Genomic DNA, 22,463 nt, shown 5'->3' with positions numbered 1-22,463 from the left:
GGTCAGTCGGCGGCCAGCGCGGCCACCGGGCTGACCCGGGCCGCCCGCCGGGCCGGCAGAAGACCGGCCAAGACCGTGATCAACGCGGTGACCAGCACGATCGCCAGCAACCGCCCACCCGGGAGGGTCAACGGCAGGTCCAGGCGCAGCGACTCCAGGGCCAGCCACGCCATCGGCACCCCGAGCACGATGCCGAGCACCGCGCCGATCAGCCCGTACAACCCGGCCTCCATCCCGATCATCAGCCGCAACCGCCCCCGGGACAGCCCGAGGGCACGGGCCAGCCCGAACTCCTGGGTGCGCTCGAGAACGGACAGCCCGGTGGTGGTGCCGACCCCGACCGCCGCGATCAGCACGGTCAGCCCGAGCAGCCCGACCGCCGCCGCGAACAGCGACGACACCTCGCCGTCGGCCTTCTCGCGTTCGTCGGCGAGCACCGCCACCTCGGCCCCGGCCGGGCTCCCGGCGCTGCGGAACGCGGCCAGTGCTTCGTCCCGGCCACCGCCGGCGATGTCGGCGAGGATCCCGGCCGACGCGCCACCGAGCGCCTCCAGGTCGGCGGGCGCCAGCACCGCGCCCATCCGCAACGGCCCGTCCCCGGTGAGCACCGCGACGACCTCGGCGCGAACCGTCCGCTCGGAACGCAACGACACCACGTCACCGACTGTCGCACCGAAGTCGGCGGCCGCCGTCGCCGACAGCACCACCTTGCCCGGCCCGAGCGCCGCGACCTGCCCCGACGACGCCGAGAGGGTCCGCAGTTCCGGCATCGCGCCCATGTCGACGGCGATCGCCCCGTGCGAGAACCCACCGTCGGTGGTGCTGAAGTCGGCCATCCGGAACGGGGTGACGTCCCGGAACCGCGAATCGGCCCGCAACCGGGCCAGCACGCCGTCGAGACCGTCGGCGGCTCCGGCGGAGGAGGCGAAGAGAGCGAGATCAGCCGGGGTACGCGACGCCATCGTCCGGTCCGTCCACAGTTGCAGGCTGGAGATCCCCACGACCGTCCCGGCCAGCATGGTCACCCCGAGCGCGACCACCACCGACACCGCCGCCGCCCGCCGGGGTGTGCCCCCGATGCCGCTGACCGCGAGCCGCCCGGCCGGCCCGGCGGTCCGTAGTGGCCACCCGGCGACGGCGAGGATCGGGCGGATCAGCACCGGGCCGAGCAGGATCAGCGCGCCGAACCCGAACGCGCCCACCCCGACCAGGTACAGCAGCGCCTCGGACGAGCCCATGCTGCGCACCGTCAGCCACGCGATCGCAGCCGTCGCCGCGACCAGCAGCAGGCCGCCGGCCAGGCGGGTCCCGGCGATGCCGCGTTCGGCGGCGAGCGTGCTCGCGCTGCGCAACGCCTGCAACGGCGAGACCCCGGCCGCCGAGAACGCGGGAGCGAGCACGGCCCCGGCGGTGAGCAGCCCGGCCCCGAGCACCACGGCCACGGCGGCACCGACCGGCACCCCGGGCCCGGAGACGGTACGCCCGAACAGCCCGGCCACCGCCGGCGCGGCGAGCCCGGCGCCCTGGGCGAGCAGCACCCCGGCCGCCCCGGTGACCAGACCGACCACCGCGCCCTCGACGGCCAGCGCCGTCACCAGCTGACCGGGCTGCGCCCCGATCGCGCGCAGCAGCGCCAACTGCCGCAGCCGCTGCGCGAACACGATCCGGAACGTCGACGTGGCGACCAGCGCGGCCGCCACCACGGCGATCCCCACGAACATCGCCACCAGGGCGAACAGCTGATCGAACTGGCGTACCGCGGCGCGCGCCTCCCGTACCCGCATGGTCTCGCCGGTGGTGACGCTGAGATAGGCCATCGGATCGCGCAGCAGCGAGTCGGACAGACCGCTCATCATCGCGGGGATGTCGGCGCCCGGCGCCGCCAGAATGTCGACCCGGGGGAGACCGGGACTGCCGCTGATCCCGGCGACCACCCGATCCGGCGCCCAGGCCCGCTCGGCCGCGTCGCGCGGCCCGTCGACCACCCCGGTCACCGTGACGGTCACCGGCGCGACGCTGCGGTCACCGGTGTTGAGCCGCAGCGTGCCGCCGGCGCGCACCCCGAGCCGTCCGGCGGCCCGCCGGTCCACCGCGATCTCCCGCGCCGCCCGCGGATACACACCGGACACCAGCATGATCCGCGACAGCGGCCCGGTGCCGGGATCGGCGATCAGCTCCAGGTCACTTCCGGACGATGCGTCACCCACGGTGAACGTCGCGGTCACCCGCCCGGCGACTTCCGCAACCCCGGCGACGGTACGGATCTCGCCCACCTGCTCCGGGCTGAGCGGTTCCCCGCCGACGGCATACACGACGACGTCGACCGACGCGGGCGTCTCACTGAACGTGTCCAGGGTGGTCCGGGTGACGATCGCGTACGCCAGCACCGTCCCGAACACCACGAACGCCGCCACCAGCACCGACAGCCCGGTCATCAGCAGCCGCCCGGGCCGCCGCCACACCCCGCTGAGCTGGGTGCGCAGCACGATCCCGGACATCAGAAGACGATCTTCGGGATGCGCAGGTCGACCCCGCTGTCCTCGCAGTGCCCGGCGGCCAGCTCGTAGATCTCGTCGAGGGTGCCGGCGGGCGGGCGGATCGGGTCGCCGGTCGCCTTGACCATGGACCAGTGCACGTACCGGCCGACCTCGGTGCTGATCCCGTCGTTCTCCAGCTGCGTGTACCGGATCTGCCGGATCTGCTGCTCCCACTCCTCGGCCTTCGCGGCGTCGGTCGGTGGGGTCTGCGCCTTGTCGATCAGCTCCTGGGCCAGCGTGCAGTCGGCGGCCGACGCGGCGGTCGGCCCGAAGCGCTTGTCCCACAGGTAGTTCACGCCGTACGCCACACCGGCCATGACGACCGCGGCCAGGATCACGAAGGTGATGTTGATGTGCTTGCTGTTCACGACACTGATTCTTCGGCGTGGGACGGGTCCGGCGCATTGCCGCCAGGGCAGATCCTGAACGGCCGCCGTGTATGACTCAGGTCTTACACACCCGGTTTGACCAGGCCGATCTCATACGCGAACACCACCGCCTGCACCCGATCGCGGAGTTCCAGTTTAGCCAGGATCCGCCCGAAATGAGTCTTGACCGTGCCCTCGGCGACGACCAGCCGGGCGGCGATCTCGGTGTTCGACAGCCCGGCCGCGACCAGTTCCAGGACCTCCCGTTCGCGTTCGGTCAGCGCGGCCAGCCGCTCGTCGGCCCGGCCGGGCAGGGTCAGCTGACCGGCGAACCGGTCCAGCAGCGCCCGGGTGACCCGTGGCGCGACCACCGACTCGCCGGCGGCCACCACCCGGATCGCGGCGAGCAGCTGCTCCGGCGGGGCGTTCTTGAGCAGGAAACCGCTGGCCCCGGCCTGGAGCGCGGCGAACGCGTCGGCGTCGGTGTCGAACGTGGTCAGCACCAGCACCCGCGGGCCGTCCGGGCCGGCGCAGATCCGGCGGGTGGCGGCGACCCCGTCCAGCACCGGCATCCGGATGTCCATCACCACCACATCAGCGGGGGTACGGGCCAGCAGCGCGATCGCCTCGGCCCCGTCGCCCGCCTCGCCGACGACCTCCATGTCGGGCTGGGCCGACAGCACCATCACGAACCCGGCCCGGACCAGCGCCTGATCGTCGACCAGCAGAACCCGGATGCTCACACCGCCTCCTTGAGCGGGATCACAGCCCGCACCCGCCAGCCGCCGTCCGGACCCGGCCCGGCGGTGAACTCACCCCCGTGCACCGCGACCCGTTCACGCATGCCGAGCAGGCCGTTCCCGCCCCCGGCCGGCACCGGCGCGGCTGCTCCGGCGCCGTCGTCGGCGACCGCCAGCACCGCCCGCCGGGCCTCGACGGCCAGCGTGACCTCGACCTTCGTGCCCGTCCCGGCGTGCCGCAGCGCGTTGGTCAGCGACTCCTGCACGATCCGGAACAGGGTCAGCTCGTCGGCCGCCGACAGCCGCCCGGTGTCACCGTCGATGCGCACCTCCACGCCCAGACCCGCCGTCCGGGCCCGCTCGGCCAGGGCGCCGAGCCGATCGAGGCCGCGACTGCGCCGCTCGTCCGGGTCGTCGTCGCCGGCGTCGCGCAGCACCGCGACCAGCCGGTGCATGTCGTCCAGTGCCTCCCGGCCGGTGGCGGCGACCGTGCGCATCGCCTCCCTGGCCAGGCCGGCATCGGTGTCGACGACGTAGGTCGCCCCGTCGGCCTGGGCGATCATCACGGCCAGGCTGTGTGCGACCACGTCGTGCAGCTCACGGGCGATGAACGCCCGCTCGTCGGCGGCGGCCAGCCGGGCCAGGTGGTCGCTCTCGCGCTCGGCGGTGGCGGCCCGTTCCCGGTTGGTCCGGAACACGTAGCCGAACAGCCACAACGCGCCGCAGGCGGCGAGCATCATGCTCTGCTCGGCCAGGTACGGGTAGTCGAGCAGCGACCCGGACCACTCAGGGTCGACGCTCAGCAGGGCGGCGATCACCGCGCCGGCGGCCACCACCGCCCCGGACCCGAAGACCGCCGCGCGGGAGGGGGAGTGGACCACCACCGTCGTCATGGCCACGAGCAGCGCTACGTCGTACGCCGCCGGAACCGCCGCAGCGACCGCCACCTGGACCAGCGCGAGGACGGTGACCACCGCGAACACCCGGATCGGCGCGAAGCGCCGGGCGACCAGGGCGGCCGCCATGGCGACGCCGATCAGCACGTCCCGCCACGAGTAGTCGCGGTACTGCACGGCGAGCGTGGCGACCACCGTGGCGAGAATCAGATCCCAGAGCAGACGCAGCTGCGGGATCCACCGACCGGACATCCCGCCACCCTAGACCCACTTACACGCTCGTCCAGTGGTCCAGGGTGGCCCGGAGTTTCTCCGGATCGATCGGCTTGGCCAGGAAGTCGTCCATCCCGGCCTGGAGCGCCCGCTGCCGGTCCTCGGCCAGCACCCCGGCGGTCATCGCGATGATCGGGGTGTGCCGGTCGGATTTCTCGTGCGCCCGCAACTGCTCGGTGGCCTGATAGCCGTCGAGGCGGGGCATCTGGCAGTCCATCAGGATCGCCACGTAGTCGCCGGTGGCGGCCAGTTCGACCGCTTCGGCACCGTTGGCCGCGATGTCGGTGTCGTAGCCGAGCCCGGCCAGTGTGTCGACGGCGACCAGCTGGTTGATCTCGTTGTCCTCGGCGAGCAGGATCCGGCCCCGCGCCCCGGCGGTGGCGGGCGCCGCCCGGACGCCCTCGTCGCGGGCCGGCACGACCGGCCCGAACCGGGACATCAGATAGTTGAACAGCACCGACGGGCCGATCGGCTTGGCCAGCACGTCGACGCCGGAGTGGTCGGTGAGCCGGTGCTCGGCCGACGGGTCGCGGCTGAGCAGCACACAGAACGGGCGCGGCTCGATCTCCGGCTGGGCGCTCATCACGCTGATCAGCTCGACCCCGTCCAGCCTGGTCAGGTGATGGTCGATGACCGCGATGTCGTGCGGCTCGCCGCGGCGGCACGCCAGCCCCAGCTGGTCGAGGGCGGCGTTGGCGCTGGCTGCGGAGGTGACCCGCATGCCCCACGCCTCGACGTGCTCGGTCAGGAAGCTGCGGCTCGTCGGGTTGGAGTCGGCGATCAGCAGCCGGCGGCCGGCCAGCCCCCGGTGCCGCTCGTGGGACTCCTGCGCCGACTCGATCGTGCCGAGCGCCACGGCGAAGTGGAACCTGCTGCCGCGGCCGGGTTCGCTGTCGGCCTGAAGCGTGCCGCCCATCAGCTCGACCAGCTGCCGGCTGATCGTCAGGCCCAGTCCGGTGCCGCCGAACTCCCGGCTGTTGGTGGCGTCGGCCTGGGTGAACGGCTCGAACATCCGGGAGATTTGGTCCGCGTCGATGCCGATGCCGGTGTCGGACACGCTGAACTCGTACCGGCAGCGGCTGTCGCCGGCCGGCCCGAGCGGATCGACCCGGATCACGATCTCACCGCGGTGGGTGAACTTGACCGCGTTGCCGACCAGGTTGAGCAGCACCTGCCGCAGCCGGCCCTCGTCGCCGTGCACGACCGCCGGCAGCTCCGGCGGGTAGTAGCCGACGATGTCGATGTTCTTGTCCCGGGCCGCCGCAGCGCCCGCGTGGGCGACCTGTTCGAGCAGGTCACCGAGGTCGAAATCCTGTTCGGCCAGGGTCGCCTTGCCCGCCTCGATCTTGGAGAAGTCGAGGATGTCGTTGATGATCGCCAGCAGCGCCTGCGCGGACGCCCGGATCGACTCGCCGTAGCGCCGCTGCACCGGCTGCAACGGCGTGTCCAGCAGCAACTTCGTCAACCCGATGACCCCGTTCATGGGGGTACGGATCTCGTGGCTCACCATGGCCACGAACTGCGACTTCGTGGCGGCCGCGGCGAGCGCCTCGTCCCGTGCGGAGGCCAGTGCCCGTTCGGTGCGCTGCCGTTCGGAGACGTCCCGGATCGCCGCCGACACCAGCATGCCCTCCTCGGTGTCGAGCGGCGCGATGGTGATCTCGACCGGGAACTCGCTGCCGTCGCGGCGCAGGGCGCTCAGGTCCCGGCCGATCCCCATCCGGCGCGGCGACGGGTCCCGCAGGTATTCGCGCATGTCCGCGTCGTGGTGGTCGCGCAGCCGGGGCGGGATCAGCATCTGTACCGACCGGCCCACCAGGTCCGCCGCGGACCAGCCGAACAACCGCTCGGTCTGCTCGTTGACCAGCCGGACGACACCGTCGGCGCCGACGATCACCATGGCGTCCGGAGCGCTGAAGATCAGCTGACGGAAGCGCTGCTCGGCCCGTTTGGCCTCGGTGACGTCGCGGGCCACCGCATAGATGCCCTCGCCGTCCTCCGCCGGGGTGGCGTTCCAGTCCAGCCAGCGGTACTCGCCGTCGCGGGTCCGGTACCTGTTCTCGAACGAGATCGTCGGCATCATCCCGTCGACCAGGGTGATGCTCTGCGCCACCGTGCGGTCCACGTCCTCGGGGTGCACGAACGACAGGTACGGCCGGCTGGTCAGCTCCTCGACGGTCCAGCCGAACACCTCGGTCCAGGTCGGGTTGACCCGGGTGAAGTAGCCGTTGCGGGAGGCCATGCACATCAGGTCCCGGGACAGGGTGAAGAAGTGGTCCAGCTCCTCGGCCATCTGCCGGCGCTGCGCCTGCTCGCGGTCCCGTTCGGTGAGGTCGCGGTACGTGACGATCAGCATCGTGACGTGCCCGTCGGTGCTGATCGGGTGGATGCTCGCCAGCACCGGCAGCTCGGAGCCGTCCCGGTGCCTGAGCATCGCGTCGAACTCGGAGCAGGTGCCCCCGTCGAGCACGTTCTTGACCTGCCGGGCGCAGCTCTCCGAACCGCCGGGGGGCCACCACAGGTACGGCGGCCGCGTCCCGACCACCTCGTCGGCCGGGAAGCCGGTGATCTGCGTCCAGCGCGCGTTGACCCGCAGCACCGTCCCGTCCGGGGTGACCGCCATGACGCCCTCGATCAGCGCGGTCAGCACGGTGTTGCTGAAGTCGTGCTGCTCGCGCAACTCGGCGATCAGCCCGAGCCGGCCCGCGTCGGCGTCGTTGAGCATGTGCCCGGCCCGCAACAGCACCAGGTAGAGGGTCAGCAGCAGCACGCTGACCACGACGTTCGCGACCACCCCTTCCAGGTCGACCCGGAGGCGATTCATGATCGCGAGCGCGAGGCCGAGCAGGACCACGACCGCGGCCACCGTCGGGGTGAGCCGCCGGACCGTCCGGCTGCCGAGGCGGGCGCTGCCGAAGATCCGTACCGCCAGCCCGCCCGGCCGGCTGACCGTCACCGCCAGGGCCAGCGCCAGCAACGCCGCCTGGGTGCCGACCGGGGTGTCGGTGGCGGTCGAGTCCCAGTACAGCGCGGCGAGCCCGAGCAGGGCGGCGAGCGCGGCGACCGCCATCACCAGCGCTGCGGCGGCGGCCAGGATCTGGGCCGGGAGATGCCCCCGGCCGCGGTCGGTCTCCAGTACCAGCAGGGCCAGGCCGAGCAGCAGGAACGCGACGGGCGACCGCAGCGGCGGCGGCTGGTCGGTGTCGAGTTTGCCGAGGCCGTCCACCAGCCGCACGATCGCGAAGCCGGCCACCGACAGCGCGATCAGGCGGACCGCCCACAGCCGCCGGCCCTCGGCGCGTACCGGCCCGGCGATCAGCAGACCGGCGGCCATCGCGCACGCCATCGCGGCGCTCTCCCACACCATCAGGCGCTCGCCGGGCACCAGCCGGCCCAGCTCCAGGGTCAGCGCCTTCTCGGCCAGCCCCAGCACGCCGATCAGCAGGGCACACACCGTCGCTGCGCGCCACAGCCGGAAACGGCGCGCCGGCCTGGTCGAAGACACCGTCACCAGACCAGCGTCACCAATAAAACCCGAGCACAGGACGCGTTTCGGCGAACTATGCGAGGGATTACCCAGCGAGTGCCGACAGGGCGAGCGCGGCTTCCCGGTAGACCACCGCCGGGTCCTGCGACAGCCACGCCTTCACCTGGGCGCTCCACGTGTCGGCCAGCACCTCGGCGTGCCCCGCCTCGATGCCGTCGAGGGCGGCCGCCACGATCACCGCGGGCGCCGCCTTGTCACCGTCGTACCAGGCCATCATGTCGGTGTCGGCGGCACCCAGGTGCAGCCCGGTCACCAGGGTGCCCTGGGCGGCCAGCTCCAGCCGGGCGCTGTTGGTCAGCGCCCACTCGGCCGCCTTCGCCGCGTGGTACGCCCCGGCCCCGTCGACGGCGAGCCAGGAGATCGCCGACAGCACGTTGAGGATCGCCCCGCCGGCCAGCTGCGGCGCGAACGCCCGGATCACGTTGAGCGTGCCGTAGAAGTGGGTGTCCAGCTCGCTGCGAACGGCGGCCAGGTCACCGGTGATCAGGTTGGCGCCGGTCGAGATGCCGGCGTTGTTGATGAGGATGTCCACGTCCGGGGCGGCGACGGCCGCCGCGGCCACCGAGCCGGCGTCGGTGACGTCGAGCCGCACCGGGATCACCCCTGGCACGTCGATCAGCTCCGGGCGGCGGGCGGTGGCGTACACCTTGGCGGCGCCGCGCTCCACGAGCGAGCTGGCGAACTGCCGGCCGAGGCCCCGGTTCGCGCCGGTGACCAGGACGTTTGCTCCGTTGATCTGCATACCGGCTACGCTAGAACCTGACGTTGACGTCAGAGGCAAGTTCTATGGTGGGGGTCACCTTGCGGATCGGGGAACTGGCGACCAGGGCGGGCGTGAGCGTCCGGGCGTTGCGCTACTACGAGGAGCAGGGCCTGCTGGCCGCCGGGCGCAGCGGCAGCGGGCAGCGGCACTATCCGGAGCCGGCCGTCGACCGGGTGCAGCTCATCCAGATGCTCTACAGCGCCGGGCTGTCCAGCAAGACCATCGCCGACCTGCTGCCCTGCGTCGACGCCCAGGTCAGCACCCCGGAGTCACGGGCCCGGCTGGCTGCCGAGCGGGCCCGCATCGACGAGCAGATCACCGGCCTGATCCGGGCCCGCGACCAGCTCGACGCGGTGATCGCGCTGTCCGAGAACCCGGCGAACGGCTGCACCCGGATTCACGACTGACGAAAACCGTCAACATCGTGCCCGCCCGGCCGATAGGAGTCGAGGAGCAGCGGTCGGACGGCCGTTCTGCGGACCGGGGGCGATCATGGTGGACGACAGCGACCGGCGCCGGGCCGGCCAGGGCAGCAGCACCCACGCCGAGCCGGAGACCGCGGCCCGCGAATGTGTGACGGCGGCGCTCGGTGGCCGTACACCCGAGCCGGCCGACCTTTTCATCGTGCACGCGACAGTCGACTACGACCCGCTGGTGTTCTTCGAGGCGGTGGCCGAGGCGGCCGCGCCGGCCCAGGTCGTCGGCTGCACCGCCTACGCCGGATTCACCGGGTCCACGACCGTGTCCAGCGGCGCTGTCAGCCTGTACCTGCCCGCCGCCGAACTCACCTTCGGGGTCGCCGCCGCCGACTCGGTCAGCGGGGATCTGCGCGGTGCCGCCCGCCGTGTCACCGAGGCGGCCCGCGACCGCGCCGGCGGGGACGGCGAGCACTCGGTGCTGATGATGCTGACCGACGGCCTGGCCGGCGACCTGCGGGAGGTGGTCCGCGGCAGCTACGCGGTCACCGGGGCGACCGTCCCGCTGGTCGGCGGCGCTGCGTCCGAGAATCTCTCGATGGGTGCCACGCATCAGTTCGCCGACGGCAAACTGATGTCCAACAGCCTGATCGCGATCTGGATCAACTCGCCGCATCCGCTCGGCATCGGTGTCGCACACGGGTGGCATCCGATCGGCGACCCGATGACGGTGACCCGTGCCGAGGGCAACGTCATCCACGAGCTGGACGGACTGCCGGCCGTCGCCGCCTATCTCGGCCAGCGCGGCGACGAACTTCCGGCCGGCGAGCCGGGAGACGGCGAGGGCCCCACCTTCGCCCGGCTCACCTTCGACCACCCGCTCGGACTCGCCAACGCGGCGGGCACCTTCGACGGGCGGCACATTCTCGGCCGGACCGCCGAGGGTTCGCTGATCATGTTCGGCCACGTCAGCGAGCAATCGGTGGTGCAGGTGCTGGCCGGCAACCAGCGTGAGTTGTTGGACGCAGCCGGGACAGCCGCCGCCACCGCCGTTCAGCGGCTCGGCGGCACACCCCGTGGGGCGCTCGTGTTCAGCTGTGCCGGCCGGGTCACGCCGCTCGGCAGCGACGTGGCCGGGGAGTCCGCCGCGATCCGCGACCGGCTGGGCGCGGCCCCGTTCGCCGGGTTCTTCACCTACGGCGAGTTCGCCCGGGTCAGCGGCTCCACCGGCTTCCACAACGCCACCGTCGTCGTTCTCGCCCTCTGATCATGGGGGAGGAGGACGACGAGATCCGCCGGTTGCGCGCCGAGCTGGCCCAGTCGCGGGCCATCTCGGCCCGTGCCCTGGCCCGGGCCACCCGGCTGGCGCAGCTCGTCACCGCGCTCGGCAAGGTCACCGAGGTCGACGACGTGCTGGAATGTGCGGTCTGTGACGTCGCGGAGATGTTCGACGCCGACATCGCGGCCGTGCTCACCCCATCCGACCGGGGCCTGCGGCTGGCCGCCCAGTGGGGCATCGCGGCCCGGCACCTGCCACCCGGGACGGTCGAGCCGCCGGCCGCCGTGGGCACGCTCAGCGCGACCCGGCCGGTGACCGCCGCGGCCGTCGGCGACTCCCCGGCACCCGGCTGGCTGGCCGCCGGTGGGCTGAGCCATCTCGCGTACGGGCTGCTCACCGTCCGTGGCGAGCACCTCGGATACCTGCTGCTGGCCCGTACCGAGGAACGGCCCTTCGACGACGCGGACATCCAGGAGCTGATCGCGATCGTCAGCCGGATCTCGCTGGCCATCGACAACGGGCGGCTGTACCGGCGCACCCAGGATCAGCTGCACCGGCTCCAGCGCCTGAACACGGTGACCGCGGGACTGGCCGGCATGGTCGACGTGATCACCGCGGCCCGCAACATCGTCGACACGATGATCGAGCACGTCCCGGTGGCCGGGGCGGCGGTCTACCTCACCGACGCCTACGGCGAGGAACTGGCGGCGGGCGGCGGCGCCGAATGGCCACGGATCCTCGGCGAGATCCCGCCCGGCGTGCTGTCGGTGCGCCTGGGCACCCAGGAGCCGAGCGCCGGCCGGCTGCTGCTCACCGGAGTTCCCGCCGACGGCACCGACGCGCGATCGTTCCTCGACCATCTGGTCGACGTCGGCGGCCTGGTCCTGGAGAAGGCGCTGCTGTTCCAGCGGATCCGGATGCAGGCCGAGACCGACGTGCTCACCGGGATGCCGAACCGCGCCTACTTCATGGAGACCCTGGCCGCCTCACTGAGCCGGTGCCGGCAGGACGGCAGCGACGTCGCGGTCCTGTTCATCGACATGGACGGCTTCAAGGCGGTCAACGACACGTACGGCCACGACGCCGGCGACCAGCTGCTGATCATCGCGTCCCAGCGGCTGTCGGACACGGCCGGCCTGCACGGCATCGCCGCCCGCCTCGGTGGCGACGAGTTCGTGATCGCCTGCACCGACACCACCGCGGCGGAGGCCGAGCAGCTGTCCGAGCGCATCCAGGAGGCCGTGGACGCGCCCTACCGGCTGCGGCTGCCGGCCGGGGAGGTCGAGGTCACCGCCGGCTGCAGCATCGGGCTGGGCCTGGCCGCGGATTACGGATACGACGCGTCGGTCCTGCTGAGCACCGCTGACGCCGCCATGTACACCGCGAAGCAACGGCGCCGTGCGGCCCGCCGGAGTCAGCCGTCGACAGCCTCGTCCGGGCAGTCCCAGCTGGGGCCGGCCTCGGTCACGACGACGACCCGGCTCACCTGATCACGGTCGGACGGCGCCGTCACCGGCAGCGGATGGCGCACGATCGCGAACGACGCCGCGACGGAGAGGCCGGCGACCACCAGAGCGATCGAGTCTCGCGTCCGCATCGACGTCTCCCCTCACGAGGCAGCAACCATACACCGGATAGTCAAGCGCCGATGGGCTAACTTGTCCGGGTGAGTCTCCTCGAGGACGTGGGCAAGCGCGACGGCTGGCGCTGCTGGGTGTGCGACGAGCCGGTCGATCCGGACATGTCGGTCAACGATCCGCGTGGTCCCAGCGTGGACAGCCGCACCGCCGACCGCAAGGCCAAGATCGCCGAACGGCTCGCCCACCGGGCCTGCAACACCCGCAAGGGCGCCGTGAAGGTGGTGATCGCCTGGCCGGACCGGCTCAACGTGGTGGAGCCCGCGCCGCTGATCACCGTCGCCGAGCGGCTGGAGCGTAAGGGCGGCCGGGAACTGGTCGCCCGCTGTCCCAGCAAGCGGGACGCGCAGGAGGCGGCGGATTGGCTGGTGGACCGTTTCTCCCGTCTGGTTCCGGGGCTGCCGGTGACCGCGACCGTCGACGCCGGCGGCGGGCAGTTCCTGATCGCCCTGGCCACCGGCCGCCGCTGACCACGTTTCCACCCGGCGAAATGGGACCGGTCTTGACCCGGTCCCTGGGGCTGGGCATACGGTCCAGGAGTGGACCAACACGGTGGTGCCGACGGTTTCGTACAGCTGCTGAACCCCGAGGGTGACCACGTCGACAGCGTCACCGGCCCCGACGGGGTGACGTATTCGGTCGACTTCACCGACGACGAGTTCCGTGGCCTCTATCAGGACATGGTGACCGTCCGCCGGCTCGACGCCGAAGGGGTCGCGCTCCAGCGGCAGGGTGAGCTCGGCCTGTGGGCCAGCCTGCTCGGCCAGGAGGCGGCCCAGGTCGGTTCCGGGCGGGCGCTGCGGCCGCAGGACATGGCGTTCCCCACCTACCGGGAGCACGGCGTCCTCTACTGCCGGGGGATCGACCCGATCATGCCGTTCGGCCTGTTCCGCGGGGTCGACCAGGGCGGCTGGGATCCCAACGAGTTCAAGTTCAACCAGTACACGATCGTCATCGGCGCACAGACCCTGCACGCCACCGGCTACGCCATGGGCGTGAACATGGAGGGCAGGACCGGCACCCCCGACGGCGAGGCGGTGATCGCCTACTTCGGTGACGGCGCCTCCAGCCAGGGCGAGGTCAACGAGTCGTTCGTCTGGTCGGGGGTGTTCAACGCGCCGATCGTGTTCTTCTGCCAGAACAACCAGTATGCGATCTCCGCGGCGGCCGAGCGGCAGACCCGGGTGCCGCTCTACCGGCGCGCCGGTGGCTACGGTTTCCCCGGCATCCGCGTCGACGGCAACGACGTGCTGGCCAGCTACGCCGTCACCCGGGCCGCCCTCGACCACGCCCGCAGCGGCCAGGGGCCGAAACTGATCGAGGCGTATACGTACCGGATGGGCGCGCACACCAGCTCCGACGACCCCACCCGCTACCGGATCGCCAGCGAGGTCGAGGCGTGGAAGGCCAAAGACCCGATCAGCCGCCTGAAGGCCTTCCTCACCCGACAGCGGATCGCCGGCGACGACTTCTTCGCCCAGGTCGAGGACGACGCCAAGAAAGCCGCCCTCGACCTGCGCGAACGCGTGCTGGCCATGCCCGACCCGCAGCCGGTCGAGCTGTTCGACCACGTCTACCCGACCGGCTCACCGGATCTCGACGCGCAGCGCCACCGCTTCAGCGATTACCACGCGTCGTTCGACGACTAGCGCCCGCCTCCTTGCGAAGCAGGCGCTAGACCGACGCGACCGCGTCGGTGGTCACCGCCTCCAGGGCACTCCCGAGGATCTCCCGCACGTCAGACACGAGGTGTACGGTCAGCGCCTCCAGCACGTCGGCCGGCACCTCGTCGAGATCCGGCTCGTTGCGCTTCGGGATGTACACCTCGGTCAGGCCGGAGCGCTGCGCGGCGAGCAGCTTCTGCTTCACCCCGCCGATCGGCAGCACCCGCCCGGTCAGCGACACCTCGCCGGTCATCCCGATCTCGGCGCGCACGTTGCGCCCCAGCAGAAGCGACACCAGCGCGGTCGTCATCGTGACACCCGCCGACGGCCCGTCCTTGGGCACCGCGCCGGCCGGCACGTGCAGGTGGATCGGGTGGTCCAGCTGCTCGGGGGAGATGCCCAGCTCACCGGCGTGCGCCCGGACGTAGGACAGGGCGATCTGGGCGGACTCCTTCATCACGTCGCCGAGCTGGCCGGTGACCGACAGGCCGGGCGTGGTGCCGGGCAGCAGCGACGCCTCGATGTAGAGCACGTCACCGCCCATCCCGGTGACCGCCAGGCCGGTCGCGACCCCGGGAACCGCGGTCCGCTCACCCGACTCCGGCGTGAACCGGGGCCGGCCGATCAGATCCTTCAGGTCACCGGCGTCGACCGTGGCCGGCAGCTCCCGCAGCGACACCTTGCGGAACGCCTTGGCCAGCAGGCGCTCGAACGACCGTACCCCCGCCTCCCGGGTGTAATTGGCGGCGATCTCGCGCAGAGCGTCCTCGGTGACCGTCACCTCGCCGGGGTCGAGCGCGGCGCGCTCCAGCTGCCGGGGGATGAGGAAGTCGCGGGCGATGGCGACCTTGTCGTTCTCGGTGTAGCCGTCGATCCCGATCAGCTCCATCCGGTCGAACAGCGCCTGCGGGATCGTCTCCAGCACGTTCGCGGTCGCGATGAACAGCACGTCCGACAGATCCAGGTCGAGGTCCAGGTAATGGTCGCGGAACGTGTGGTTCTGCGCCGGGTCCAGCACCTCGAGCAGCGCGGCCGCCGGGTCGCCCCGGTAGTCGCTGCCCACCTTGTCCACCTCGTCGAGCAGCACCACCGGGTTCATCGACCCGGACTCGCGGATGGCCCGCACGATCCGGCCGGGCAGCGCGCCGACGTAGGTGCGCCGGTGCCCGCGGATCTCCGCCTCGTCCCGCACACCGCCGAGCGCCACCCGCACGAACTTCCGGCCCAGCGTCCGGGCGACCGACTCGCCGAGCGATGTCTTGCCCACCCCGGGCGGGCCGGCCAGCAGGATCACCGCACCCGAACCACGGCCGCCGACCGTCTCCCGGCCACGTGATTCACGCCGGGCCCGCACGCCCAGGTACTCGACAATCCGCTCCTTGACCTCGTCCAGGCCGTGGTGGTCGGCGTCGAGGACCGCGCGGGCCGCTTCCAGGTCGGTGTTGTCGGTGGTACGGACGTTCCACGGCAGGTCCAGCACGGTGTCCAGCCAGGTGCGGATCCAGCCGGCCTCCGGATTCTGGTCGCCGGCCCGCTCCAGCTTGTCGATCTCACGGAGCGCGGACTCGCGTACCGCCTCGGGCAGGTCGGCGGCCTCGATCCGGGCCCGGTAATCGTCCTTGCCGTCGGCCTCGCCCTCGCCGAGTTCCTTCCGGATCGCCTTGAGCTGCTCGCGGAGCAGGTATTCGCGGTTGCGCTTCTCGACGTTCTCGCGGACGTCCTTCTCGATCGTCTCGTTGACCTCGGACTCGGCCAGGAAGTCGCGGGTCCACTCGATCAGCAGCTTCAGCCGGGCCTCGACGTCCGGGGTCTCCAGCAGCTCGCGCTTGCGGTCACTGGACAGGTACGGCGCCCAGCCGGCCGTGTCGGCCAGGTCGCTGGGGTCGTCGATGGCGCTGACCGAGTCGATGACCTGCCACGCCTCGCGGCGCTGGAGCACCGAGACGACCAGCTTCTTGTACTCGGCGGCCAGCTCACGGACCTGCTCGGACGGCTTCTCGGTGTCGACCGGCTCGGCCTCCACCCACAGGGCCGCGCCGGGCCCGGTCACGCCGCTGCCGATCTTCGCGCGCGGGCCGGTGCGCAGCACGGCGGCCGGTTCGCCGCCACGGATCCGGCCGACCTGCTCGACGGTCGCCACCACGCCGTAGGACGCGTACCTGTCCTCCAGCCGCGGGGCGATCAGCAGCTCGGAGCCGGCCGAGGTGCGCGCCGCGTCGACGACGGTCTGGGCCGCCTCGTCGAGCTGCACCGGAACGACCATGCCCGGAAGCAGGACGATGTCGTCGAGGAAGAGCACGGGGAGTCGCTTGCTCACGGTTACCTCCGGGAAGTTGAGTACGGCAGGCTCAACCGTGGGGCTCCCGGTCTTCTTCCGGCGTTCACTGTCGGCGAACAACCCACCCCCAGCCCGCCGGCCGTCGCTCAGCGCGGTCATCGGCCCGCCGAGACCGTCGTGAGCGACGGCTCGGGCCGCCGGCCGTCGCTCACGACGGTTATCGGCCCCTCGAAACCGTTGTGGGCGACGGCTGACGGTCTGACCTGGGCGTTTGAAAAAGTGATATCACATTGATAGTCTCGGGTTATCACTGCTTCAGGGGGAGGCCCACATGACCGAACACCTCGACCTTCCTGCCCCGCAGGTGCGTGAGCGCACCGCCCGGGACGCCTCCGGCTGGCCGGTGCTCGCCGGTGGGGGACTGGTGCTGCTGATCTCCGCCGCGGTCTTCGTTGTCGCGGTTCAGCAGGACAGTGTCGCCGCCGTGCTCAGCCTGATCGGGGTCAGCCTCGTGCTCCTGCTCGGCACCCTGATCGTGCTGGCCGGCCTCACCCCGGTCGCGCCCGGCGAGGCCCGCGTCCTCCAGTTGCTCGGCCGATACACCGGCACCGTCCGCACCGACGGGCTGCGCTGGGTCAACCCGCTGACCAACCGGCGCCGGGTCTCCACCCGGATCCGTAACCACGAGAGCGACGTTCTCAAGGTCAACGACGCCGACGGCAACCCGATCGAGATTGCCGCCGTGGTCGTCTGGCAGGTGCAGGACACGGCGCGGGCGGTCTTCGAGGTCGACGACTTCATCGAGTTCGTCGCCATCCAGACCGAGACGGCCGTGCGGCACATCGCGAACAGCTACTCCTACGACTCGCACGACACCGAGCTGATGTCGCTGCGGGACAACGCCGACGAGATCACCGCCCGGCTGTCGGAGGAGATCGGGGTCCGGGTCGCCGCGGCCGGAGTGAAGATCGTCGAGTCGCGGCTGACCCGTCTGGCCTATTCGCCGGAGATCGCCCACGCCATGCTGCGCCGCCAGCAGGCCAACGCGATCGTCGCCGCCCGCACCCGGATCGTCGAGGGGGCCGTCGGCATGGTCGAGCTGGCCCTGGCCCGGCTGACCGAGCACGACGTCGTCGACCTCGACGAGGAGCGCAAGGCCGCCATGGTCAGCAACCTGCTGGTCGTCCTCTGCGGCGATCGGGACGCCCAGCCCGTCGTCAACACGGGCACCCTCTACTCCTGAGATCCCCATGGCCACCGAGCGCAAGAAGCTCCTGCTCCGCCTAGATCCCGCCGTGCACGACGCCCTTGCACGGTGGGCCGGGGACGAGCTGCGCAGCACCAACGCCCAGATCGAGTATCTGCTCCGCAAGGCGTTGGGCGACGCCGGCCGGCTTCCCGGTGGAGTCGGCCGGATGCGGGGCCCCGGCCGCCCGCCCAGCACTCCCGGGCCGGGGCATGACGACGGCCCGGACCAAGGCGACCCGGGCCAGGACGGTCCGGGTCAGGGCGACCCGGGTCAGGAGGACCCGGGCCAGGGCGACTCGGGGCAGGCGGACCCGGGCCAGGACAGTCCGGGTCGGGACGGTCCGGGTCGGGACGACCCGGATGAAGAACACGAGGAGCAGTGAGATGAGCGTGCCCGGCAGCCTCGCCCAGCGGATCTTCCTGCTGGCCCACGACCCCGACAAGGGACGGGTCCGGGTCGGCACCAATCTCGGCGCCATGGTCCGGGCGGCGGCCCTGACCGATCTCTACCTCAAGGGCCACCTCACCGACGAACGGGGCCGGGCCGCGCTCGCGCCGCGGCGGCCGATCGCCGACCCGGTTCTCACGACGCTGCTCGACGAGATCGAGGGCTCCCGTCCGCGCAAGTGGCAGTCGTGGGTGGACCGGCGGCAGCGCGCGACCGTCATCGCGGTTCGTGAGCAGCTCGGCGCGGGCGGTTGGGCGCGCGTGGAGCCGTACCGCATCCTCGGGATCTTTCCCGCGACGCGGGTGACGCCGCGCGACCCGCGGGTCCGCAAGGAACTGTTGCGCCGGGTCCGGGCCGCTCTCAAGGACCCGGTCGGCCGGGTCGAGCCGGCCGACGCCGCCCTGGTCGCCATCGTCACCGCCGGTGACCTCGCCCTGGTCCTCGACCGCCGGGCCCGGCGCGAGGCCAAACGCCGCATCCAGGAGCTCACCGACCTCAGTGGTCCGGTCGGCCCGGCGCTGCGCAAGTCGATCGAGGCGTCGGCGGCCGGCGCGGCCGGTTAGCGGTTCGCAGTGGGCGAGCGGGCCGGGGCGACCGCCAGCTGCCGTTGAACACCACGTGGATCTTGTGGACTTCGGTCACGCTGTCGAAGTCCACAAGATCGAGACGTGGGGGTGGTCAGCGGGTGGGCATGCGGATCCCCGGTAGGGGGAAGGTGGGGGCGGCTCGCCGGGCCGCGGCCGGGGCGGTCCCGCCGAAGGTGAGCAGCGCCAGGTCGAGCAGCGCCGCGCTGAAATCGCCGATCCACGGGTTGATCGACACGCTCAGCTGGGTGGCGGCGTCGGGTGTGGAGAACGAGTAGGTGAGGTAGCCGAAGATGCCGCCGGTGTGCCCCCACAGGGTCGGGCCGCCGGGCAGGCTCTCCTGGTAGATGCCGAGACCGTAGCCCAGCTCACCGACCGGGGTCAGCATCTCGGTCAGCTCCCGCCGACGCAGCAGACGTCCGCCGAGCAGGGCCCGGTAGAAGCGGTTGAGGTCGGCCGTCGTGGAGACGATCTCGCCCGCCGAGTACGCCATCGACGGGTTCAGGTCGGTGAAGTCCAGCGGGACGGGCCGGCCGTTCTGCTCGACCGGCTCGTAGCCGTGCGCGTGCGGGCCGTCGATCGTGACATCGGTGCCGGGCACCTCGGTGCCGTGCAGGCGGAGCGGTCGCAGGATGCGTTTGTCGACCTCTTCGCCGTACGCCCGCCCGGTGACCTTCCGGATGATGAGGCCGAGCAGAACGTAGTTGGTGTTGGAGTAGGACCACGACGTCCCGGGTTCGAAGTCCGGCGGCTGGGCGGCCGCGAGCGCGACCAGTTCCTCCGGCCGGAACGTCCGGTACCGGGCGGCCAGCACCTCGTCGATCGACGCGAAGAGGGCGTCCGTGTAGTTGAAGATCCCGCTGGTGTGCTGGAGCAGCTGGCGGATCGTGATGTGGGCGCCGTTCGGGATCGCGCCCGGCAGCCAGCGCTCCAGCGTGTCGTCGAGACGCAGCCGGCGCTCGGCGGCCAGCTGGAGCACCACCGTGGCCACGAAGGTCTTGGTGACGCTGCCGACCCGGAACCGCCCGCCGGCCGACGGACGGGCCGGGCGCCCCAGCTCGATCACCCCGCCGGCGCCGCGCCAGCTGCCGGCTGGGCTGTCCACCCGGGCCAGCGCGGCGGTGGCCCCGGTGGCGACGATCCGGTCCAGCGCGTCCTGCAGGGCGGCCCGGTCCAGTCCGCCGGACGACGCCGCGGCCGGTGATCCGGCCCCGGCTCCGGCGGCGATCGCGACCGCGGCGGAACCGGCCAGAACTGATCGGCGACTAGGCATGGTGAGTCTCCCCCCAAGTGACATCAACCCTGCCGACGCTGTCAGCTTCAGTGATGGGGGTCAATCTCTCCAGCCCCTGGTCGGTCCCCTACGGGTGAACCCGAAGACCAGGGCGAAATTGACCGCGCGCTGCACCATTGGGGACTTGAGACACTCCTCTTTGCTCCGACTCGCCCGGGACGTGGTGCTCCGGGCCACCGATCACGACCGCGGATGGCGGGCGGCGTACCGGGAGAGGCGCCTGCTCCGGGCGGTCGGCCGCGGTGAGCAGATCGCGATCGACGCCGCCTGGCAGTGCTGGTTCCGCGACCCCGGCGAACGGTGGTGGACCGCCGTTCGCCACGGGATGCGGCCCGCCGACCCCCGCTCGGTGCTCGACACCGGCCTGTTCACCGCCGAGCAGGCGTACGGGCTGAGCCGGGTCGCCCTCGACAACCCGGTGGACGGCTGGTCACCGGACGGGCTCGCCGAAGCCCTCACCATGACCGGCCACCCGATCGCCGGGATCGCCCGGGAGCGCTTACGGGACTGGCGCTGGCTGCTGCTCGCCGTCCTGGACGTCGCACCCGGGGCACCCTCGGTGATCAGCCATCTCACCCGGGAGATGGTGCGCGACCGGGACTGGGACGGCCTCTGGCGATTCGCCCGGGACCTGCCGCCGGCCGTCGCCGCCGAGGCGCTGCGCGACGCCGACCCGGGCTGGCGGCCACGGGAACACGACGGCGCCGAACTGTACGCCCTGCTGCGCGCGGCCGACCCGCAGCACCTGTGGGAACGCATCGAGGCACTGGACACGCCCCGGGTCCTGGCGGTGGACCGGCCGGTGGTGCGCGGCGCGTTCAGCGCCGACGAACGGCTGGTCGCGGTGACCGTGCCCGAAGGGCTGCGGGTGTTCGACGTGGGGACCGGCGAGCAGGTGGCGGCCTACGAGCTGGACGAGGCCGAGCCCGGCCCGGTGTCGTTCGAGGGCGACGTGCCGATCGTCGCCCAGCGCTGGCCGGGCGAACCGGTGGCCCGGTCCACGATCTGGCGGTTCGGGCCGCGGCGGCGCACCGGCCGGGCGGTCAACGGATGGGTGTACGACATGCGCCCCGGCACCCTGGACGGTTCGCTGCACGTCGCGTCGGCCCGCCGGGCCCCGGCCGATCCGTGGCCGGAGATGTCGCTGATCCGCCGGCACGGGCCGCCCGCGATCCGGCGGCCGGACGGCGCGGGGGAGCACCGGCAGTGCGTCGTGCTGGACACCGATCCGGTCGACATGCGGGCCGTGTTCGCCGGCGACCGGATCTCCATCGTCGGCCTGCGCCCGGGCAACCGGACGTTCTGGCCGATCCAGTCGCCCTACCGGACTCCGCGTGACCTGCGGGGCGTCTGCCTGGCCGGCCCGGAACTGGTGTTCACCAGCGAGCTCGAGGGGGTGATCCGCTGGGCGGTGGACGACGGACGGTTGAAGCAGACGGCCGTCCACTCCCACCGGAACGGGTGCGGCCACCTGGTCTGGGTGCCGTACCGTAACGCGGTGGCCGTCACCGACAGCTGCCACGGCCTGCGATATCTCGACGCGGAAACCCTCAAACCCCAGCAACGGCCCGGCGATCTGTACGGCCTCGCCGGCATCCGGGCCCTGTGGTCGGCCCCGCGCGGCACCGGGACCCACGCGGTCGGCCTGGACGGCGAGATCCGGCTGGTCCTGGCCCCGGCGGCGGCACTCGCCCACCAGGCCCGGCAGCCGCTGGACCGGGCCACCCTGGCGTCGGTGCCGCGCGATCCGGTGGCCTGGGACCGGGCCGGGACGCTGGTGGACGTGCTCGCTGCGAACGACCGCTACCGGGCGTCCGTAGGATCGGCCGGGTGATCTTCGTCGAGGTGGACCGGCCGGGTGACCCGGAGCACGACATGGCGCTCGGACCCCGGCTGCTGCGTGAGGGCCTCGGTGACGCCCAGGACATCCTGCGGATCTACTCGCCGCAGCCGACCGCCGCGTTCAGCCGACGCGACACCCTGCGTCCCGGTTATCAGCGGGCGGCGGACGCCGTACAGCTGAAAGGTTTTCTTCCGGTCGTGCGCCCGCAAGGCGGCAGCCTCGCCGCCTACCACCCTGGCAGCGTCGTCGTCGACCACGTGCACCGCGCCGTCGGGGAGCCCCTCGAACCGGTCGAGCGTTTTCAGCGGTTCGCCGCGATGCACGCCGCCCTGCTCGTCGCGCTCGGCGCCGACGCCCGGATCGGCCCGGTGCCGGGTGAGTACTGCCCCGGCGACTACAGCATCAACGCCGGCGGCGCCAAGATCGTCGGCTCGGCCCAGCGGGTGACCCGGGACGGCTGGCTGTTCAGCACGGTCATCCAGGTGACCGGGGCGGCCCGGCTGCGCGAGGTGTTGATCCCCGCTTACGCCGAGCTCGGCTACGACTTCGAGCCGGCCACCGTCGGCGCTCTGGAGGACGTCGTCGCGGGGGCGACCGTGCCGGCGGTCGCCGACGCGGTCCGTGCCGCCTACTGCGCGCTGGGCTGAC

General features: G+C 72.2%; 19 protein-coding genes. 9 read left to right on the top strand and 10 right to left on the bottom strand.

The annotated features are described in order from the left end of the window. Nucleotides 1-2: 2 nt before the first annotated feature. From AB0E94_RS44310 to AB0E94_RS44285, 6 genes are all read right to left on the bottom strand, one after another. A complete protein-coding gene (locus AB0E94_RS44310) occupies nt 3-2,498 on the bottom strand; it encodes an ABC transporter permease (protein WP_360339767.1) in 2,496 nt (831 codons plus the stop codon). Next, a complete protein-coding gene (locus AB0E94_RS44305; protein ID WP_360339764.1) occupies nt 2,498-2,905 on the bottom strand; it encodes a hypothetical protein in 408 nt (135 codons plus the stop codon). The genes AB0E94_RS44310 and AB0E94_RS44305 overlap by 1 nt, the downstream gene beginning before the upstream one ends. Nucleotides 2,906-2,988: 83 nt before the next feature. Further along, the gene (locus AB0E94_RS44300) at nt 2,989-3,648 is read right to left on the bottom strand and encodes a response regulator transcription factor (protein ID WP_360339761.1); all 660 of its coding nucleotides are present in this window, start codon (nt 3,646-3,648) and stop codon (nt 2,989-2,991) included. After that, a complete protein-coding gene (locus AB0E94_RS44295; RefSeq protein WP_360339758.1) occupies nt 3,645-4,793 on the bottom strand; it encodes a histidine kinase in 1,149 nt (382 codons plus the stop codon). The genes AB0E94_RS44300 and AB0E94_RS44295 overlap by 4 nt, the downstream gene beginning before the upstream one ends. Nucleotides 4,794-4,812: 19 nt before the next feature. Beyond that, on the bottom strand, nt 4,813-8,325 hold the full coding sequence (locus tag AB0E94_RS44290) for a PAS domain S-box protein (RefSeq protein WP_360339755.1): 3,513 nt from the start codon (nt 8,323-8,325) through the stop codon (nt 4,813-4,815). 61 nt (nt 8,326-8,386) lie between these two features. Then, nucleotides 8,387-9,103 carry an SDR family oxidoreductase gene (locus AB0E94_RS44285; RefSeq protein ID WP_360339752.1) on the bottom strand — a complete coding sequence of 239 codons (717 nt, stop codon included), beginning with the start codon at nt 9,101-9,103 and terminating at the stop codon, nt 8,387-8,389. A 59-nt stretch (nt 9,104-9,162) separates the two neighbouring features. Between AB0E94_RS44285 and AB0E94_RS44280 the strand changes: the two genes are divergently transcribed. The 3 genes from AB0E94_RS44280 to AB0E94_RS44270 all read left to right on the top strand — a co-directional run bounded on the left by AB0E94_RS44280 (nt 9,163) and on the right by AB0E94_RS44270 (nt 12,309). Further along, entirely contained in the window at nt 9,163-9,531 is a 369-nt protein-coding gene (locus AB0E94_RS44280) for a MerR family transcriptional regulator (RefSeq protein ID WP_360339824.1), read from the top strand. 85 nt (nt 9,532-9,616) lie between these two features. Beyond that, nucleotides 9,617-10,807: an FIST N-terminal domain-containing protein gene (locus tag AB0E94_RS44275; protein ID WP_360339749.1), complete on the top strand. Its 1,191-nt coding sequence runs from the start codon at nt 9,617-9,619 to the stop codon at nt 10,805-10,807. Nucleotides 10,808-10,809: 2 nt separating this feature from the next. Then, the gene (locus AB0E94_RS44270) at nt 10,810-12,309 is read left to right on the top strand and encodes a sensor domain-containing diguanylate cyclase (protein WP_360339746.1); all 1,500 of its coding nucleotides are present in this window, start codon (nt 10,810-10,812) and stop codon (nt 12,307-12,309) included. Here the strand turns inward: AB0E94_RS44270 and AB0E94_RS44265 are convergent. Beyond that, a complete protein-coding gene (locus AB0E94_RS44265) occupies nt 12,234-12,416 on the bottom strand; it encodes a hypothetical protein (protein WP_360339743.1) in 183 nt (60 codons plus the stop codon). The genes AB0E94_RS44270 and AB0E94_RS44265 overlap by 76 nt on opposite strands. A 69-nt stretch (nt 12,417-12,485) precedes the next feature. Between AB0E94_RS44265 and AB0E94_RS44260 the strand changes: the two genes are divergently transcribed. After that, nucleotides 12,486-12,926 (top strand): hypothetical protein, encoded by a 441-nt coding sequence (locus AB0E94_RS44260; protein WP_360339740.1) that lies wholly within the window; start codon nt 12,486-12,488, stop codon nt 12,924-12,926. Nucleotides 12,927-12,995: 69 nt separating this feature from the next. Next, on the top strand, nt 12,996-14,105 hold the full coding sequence (gene pdhA / locus AB0E94_RS44255) for a pyruvate dehydrogenase (acetyl-transferring) E1 component subunit alpha (protein ID WP_360339737.1): 1,110 nt from the start codon (nt 12,996-12,998) through the stop codon (nt 14,103-14,105). Between the two features lie 25 nt (nt 14,106-14,130). Here the strand turns inward: pdhA and lon are convergent, their stop codons facing one another. Next, nucleotides 14,131-16,437, bottom strand: a complete 2,307-nt coding sequence (gene lon, locus AB0E94_RS44250) for an endopeptidase La (protein WP_360339734.1) — start codon at nt 16,435-16,437, stop codon at nt 14,131-14,133. Between the two features lie 292 nt (nt 16,438-16,729). On the opposite strand from lon, the gene AB0E94_RS44245 reads away from it, so the two are divergent. Beyond that, complete coding sequence (locus AB0E94_RS44245; protein ID WP_360339731.1) at nt 16,730-17,641, top strand: SPFH domain-containing protein; 912 nt, start codon at nt 16,730-16,732, stop codon at nt 17,639-17,641. Nucleotides 17,642-17,681: 40 nt separating this feature from the next. Here AB0E94_RS44245 and AB0E94_RS44240 read toward each other — a convergent pair whose 3' ends face one another. Further along, nucleotides 17,682-18,017 carry a hypothetical protein gene (locus tag AB0E94_RS44240; protein ID WP_360339728.1) on the bottom strand — a complete coding sequence of 112 codons (336 nt, stop codon included), beginning with the start codon at nt 18,015-18,017 and terminating at the stop codon, nt 17,682-17,684. Between the two features lie 13 nt (nt 18,018-18,030). Here AB0E94_RS44240 and AB0E94_RS44235 point away from each other — a divergent pair, with 13 nt between their 5' ends. Beyond that, a complete protein-coding gene (locus AB0E94_RS44235; RefSeq protein WP_360339725.1) occupies nt 18,031-18,657 on the top strand; it encodes a GPP34 family phosphoprotein in 627 nt (208 codons plus the stop codon). Between the two features lie 115 nt (nt 18,658-18,772). Here the strand turns inward: AB0E94_RS44235 and AB0E94_RS44230 are convergent, their stop codons facing one another. Beyond that, nucleotides 18,773-19,951 carry a serine hydrolase domain-containing protein gene (locus AB0E94_RS44230; protein WP_360339722.1) on the bottom strand — a complete coding sequence of 393 codons (1,179 nt, stop codon included), beginning with the start codon at nt 19,949-19,951 and terminating at the stop codon, nt 18,773-18,775. Nucleotides 19,952-20,096: 145 nt separating this feature from the next. Here AB0E94_RS44230 and AB0E94_RS44225 point away from each other — a divergent pair, with 145 nt between their 5' ends. Continuing rightward, entirely contained in the window at nt 20,097-21,806 is a 1,710-nt protein-coding gene (locus AB0E94_RS44225; RefSeq protein WP_360339719.1) for a hypothetical protein, read from the top strand. Next, nucleotides 21,803-22,462 (top strand): hypothetical protein, encoded by a 660-nt coding sequence (locus tag AB0E94_RS44220; RefSeq protein WP_360339716.1) that lies wholly within the window; start codon nt 21,803-21,805, stop codon nt 22,460-22,462. The genes AB0E94_RS44225 and AB0E94_RS44220 overlap by 4 nt, the downstream gene beginning before the upstream one ends. Nucleotide 22,463 lies beyond the last annotated feature (1 nt).

Source organism: Actinoplanes sp. NPDC026670 (genome assembly GCF_040638175.1).
In the GTDB taxonomy this organism is placed as follows: domain Bacteria; phylum Actinomycetota; class Actinomycetes; order Mycobacteriales; family Micromonosporaceae; genus Actinoplanes.
Note: the sequence above shows the minus strand (reverse complement) of the source record. Positions and strands in the feature narration are given on the sequence as shown.

Coding starts and splice junctions, on each gene's coding strand:
- AB0E94_RS44310 (WP_360339767.1), bottom strand. CDS start 2,498: ATGTCCGGGATCGTGCTGCGCACCCAGCTCAGCGGGGTGTGGCGGCGG.
- AB0E94_RS44295 (WP_360339758.1), bottom strand. CDS start 4,793: ATGTCCGGTCGGTGGATCCCGCAGCTGCGTCTGCTCTGGGATCTGATT.
- AB0E94_RS44285 (WP_360339752.1), bottom strand. CDS start 9,103: ATGCAGATCAACGGAGCAAACGTCCTGGTCACCGGCGCGAACCGGGGC.
- AB0E94_RS44275 (WP_360339749.1), top strand. CDS start 9,617: ATGGTGGACGACAGCGACCGGCGCCGGGCCGGCCAGGGCAGCAGCACC.
- AB0E94_RS44270 (WP_360339746.1), top strand. CDS start 10,810: ATGGGGGAGGAGGACGACGAGATCCGCCGGTTGCGCGCCGAGCTGGCC.
- AB0E94_RS44265 (WP_360339743.1), bottom strand. CDS start 12,416: ATGCGGACGCGAGACTCGATCGCTCTGGTGGTCGCCGGCCTCTCCGTC.
- AB0E94_RS44245 (WP_360339731.1), top strand. CDS start 16,730: ATGACCGAACACCTCGACCTTCCTGCCCCGCAGGTGCGTGAGCGCACC.
- AB0E94_RS44235 (WP_360339725.1), top strand. CDS start 18,031: ATGAGCGTGCCCGGCAGCCTCGCCCAGCGGATCTTCCTGCTGGCCCAC.
- AB0E94_RS44230 (WP_360339722.1), bottom strand. CDS start 19,951: ATGCCTAGTCGCCGATCAGTTCTGGCCGGTTCCGCCGCGGTCGCGATC.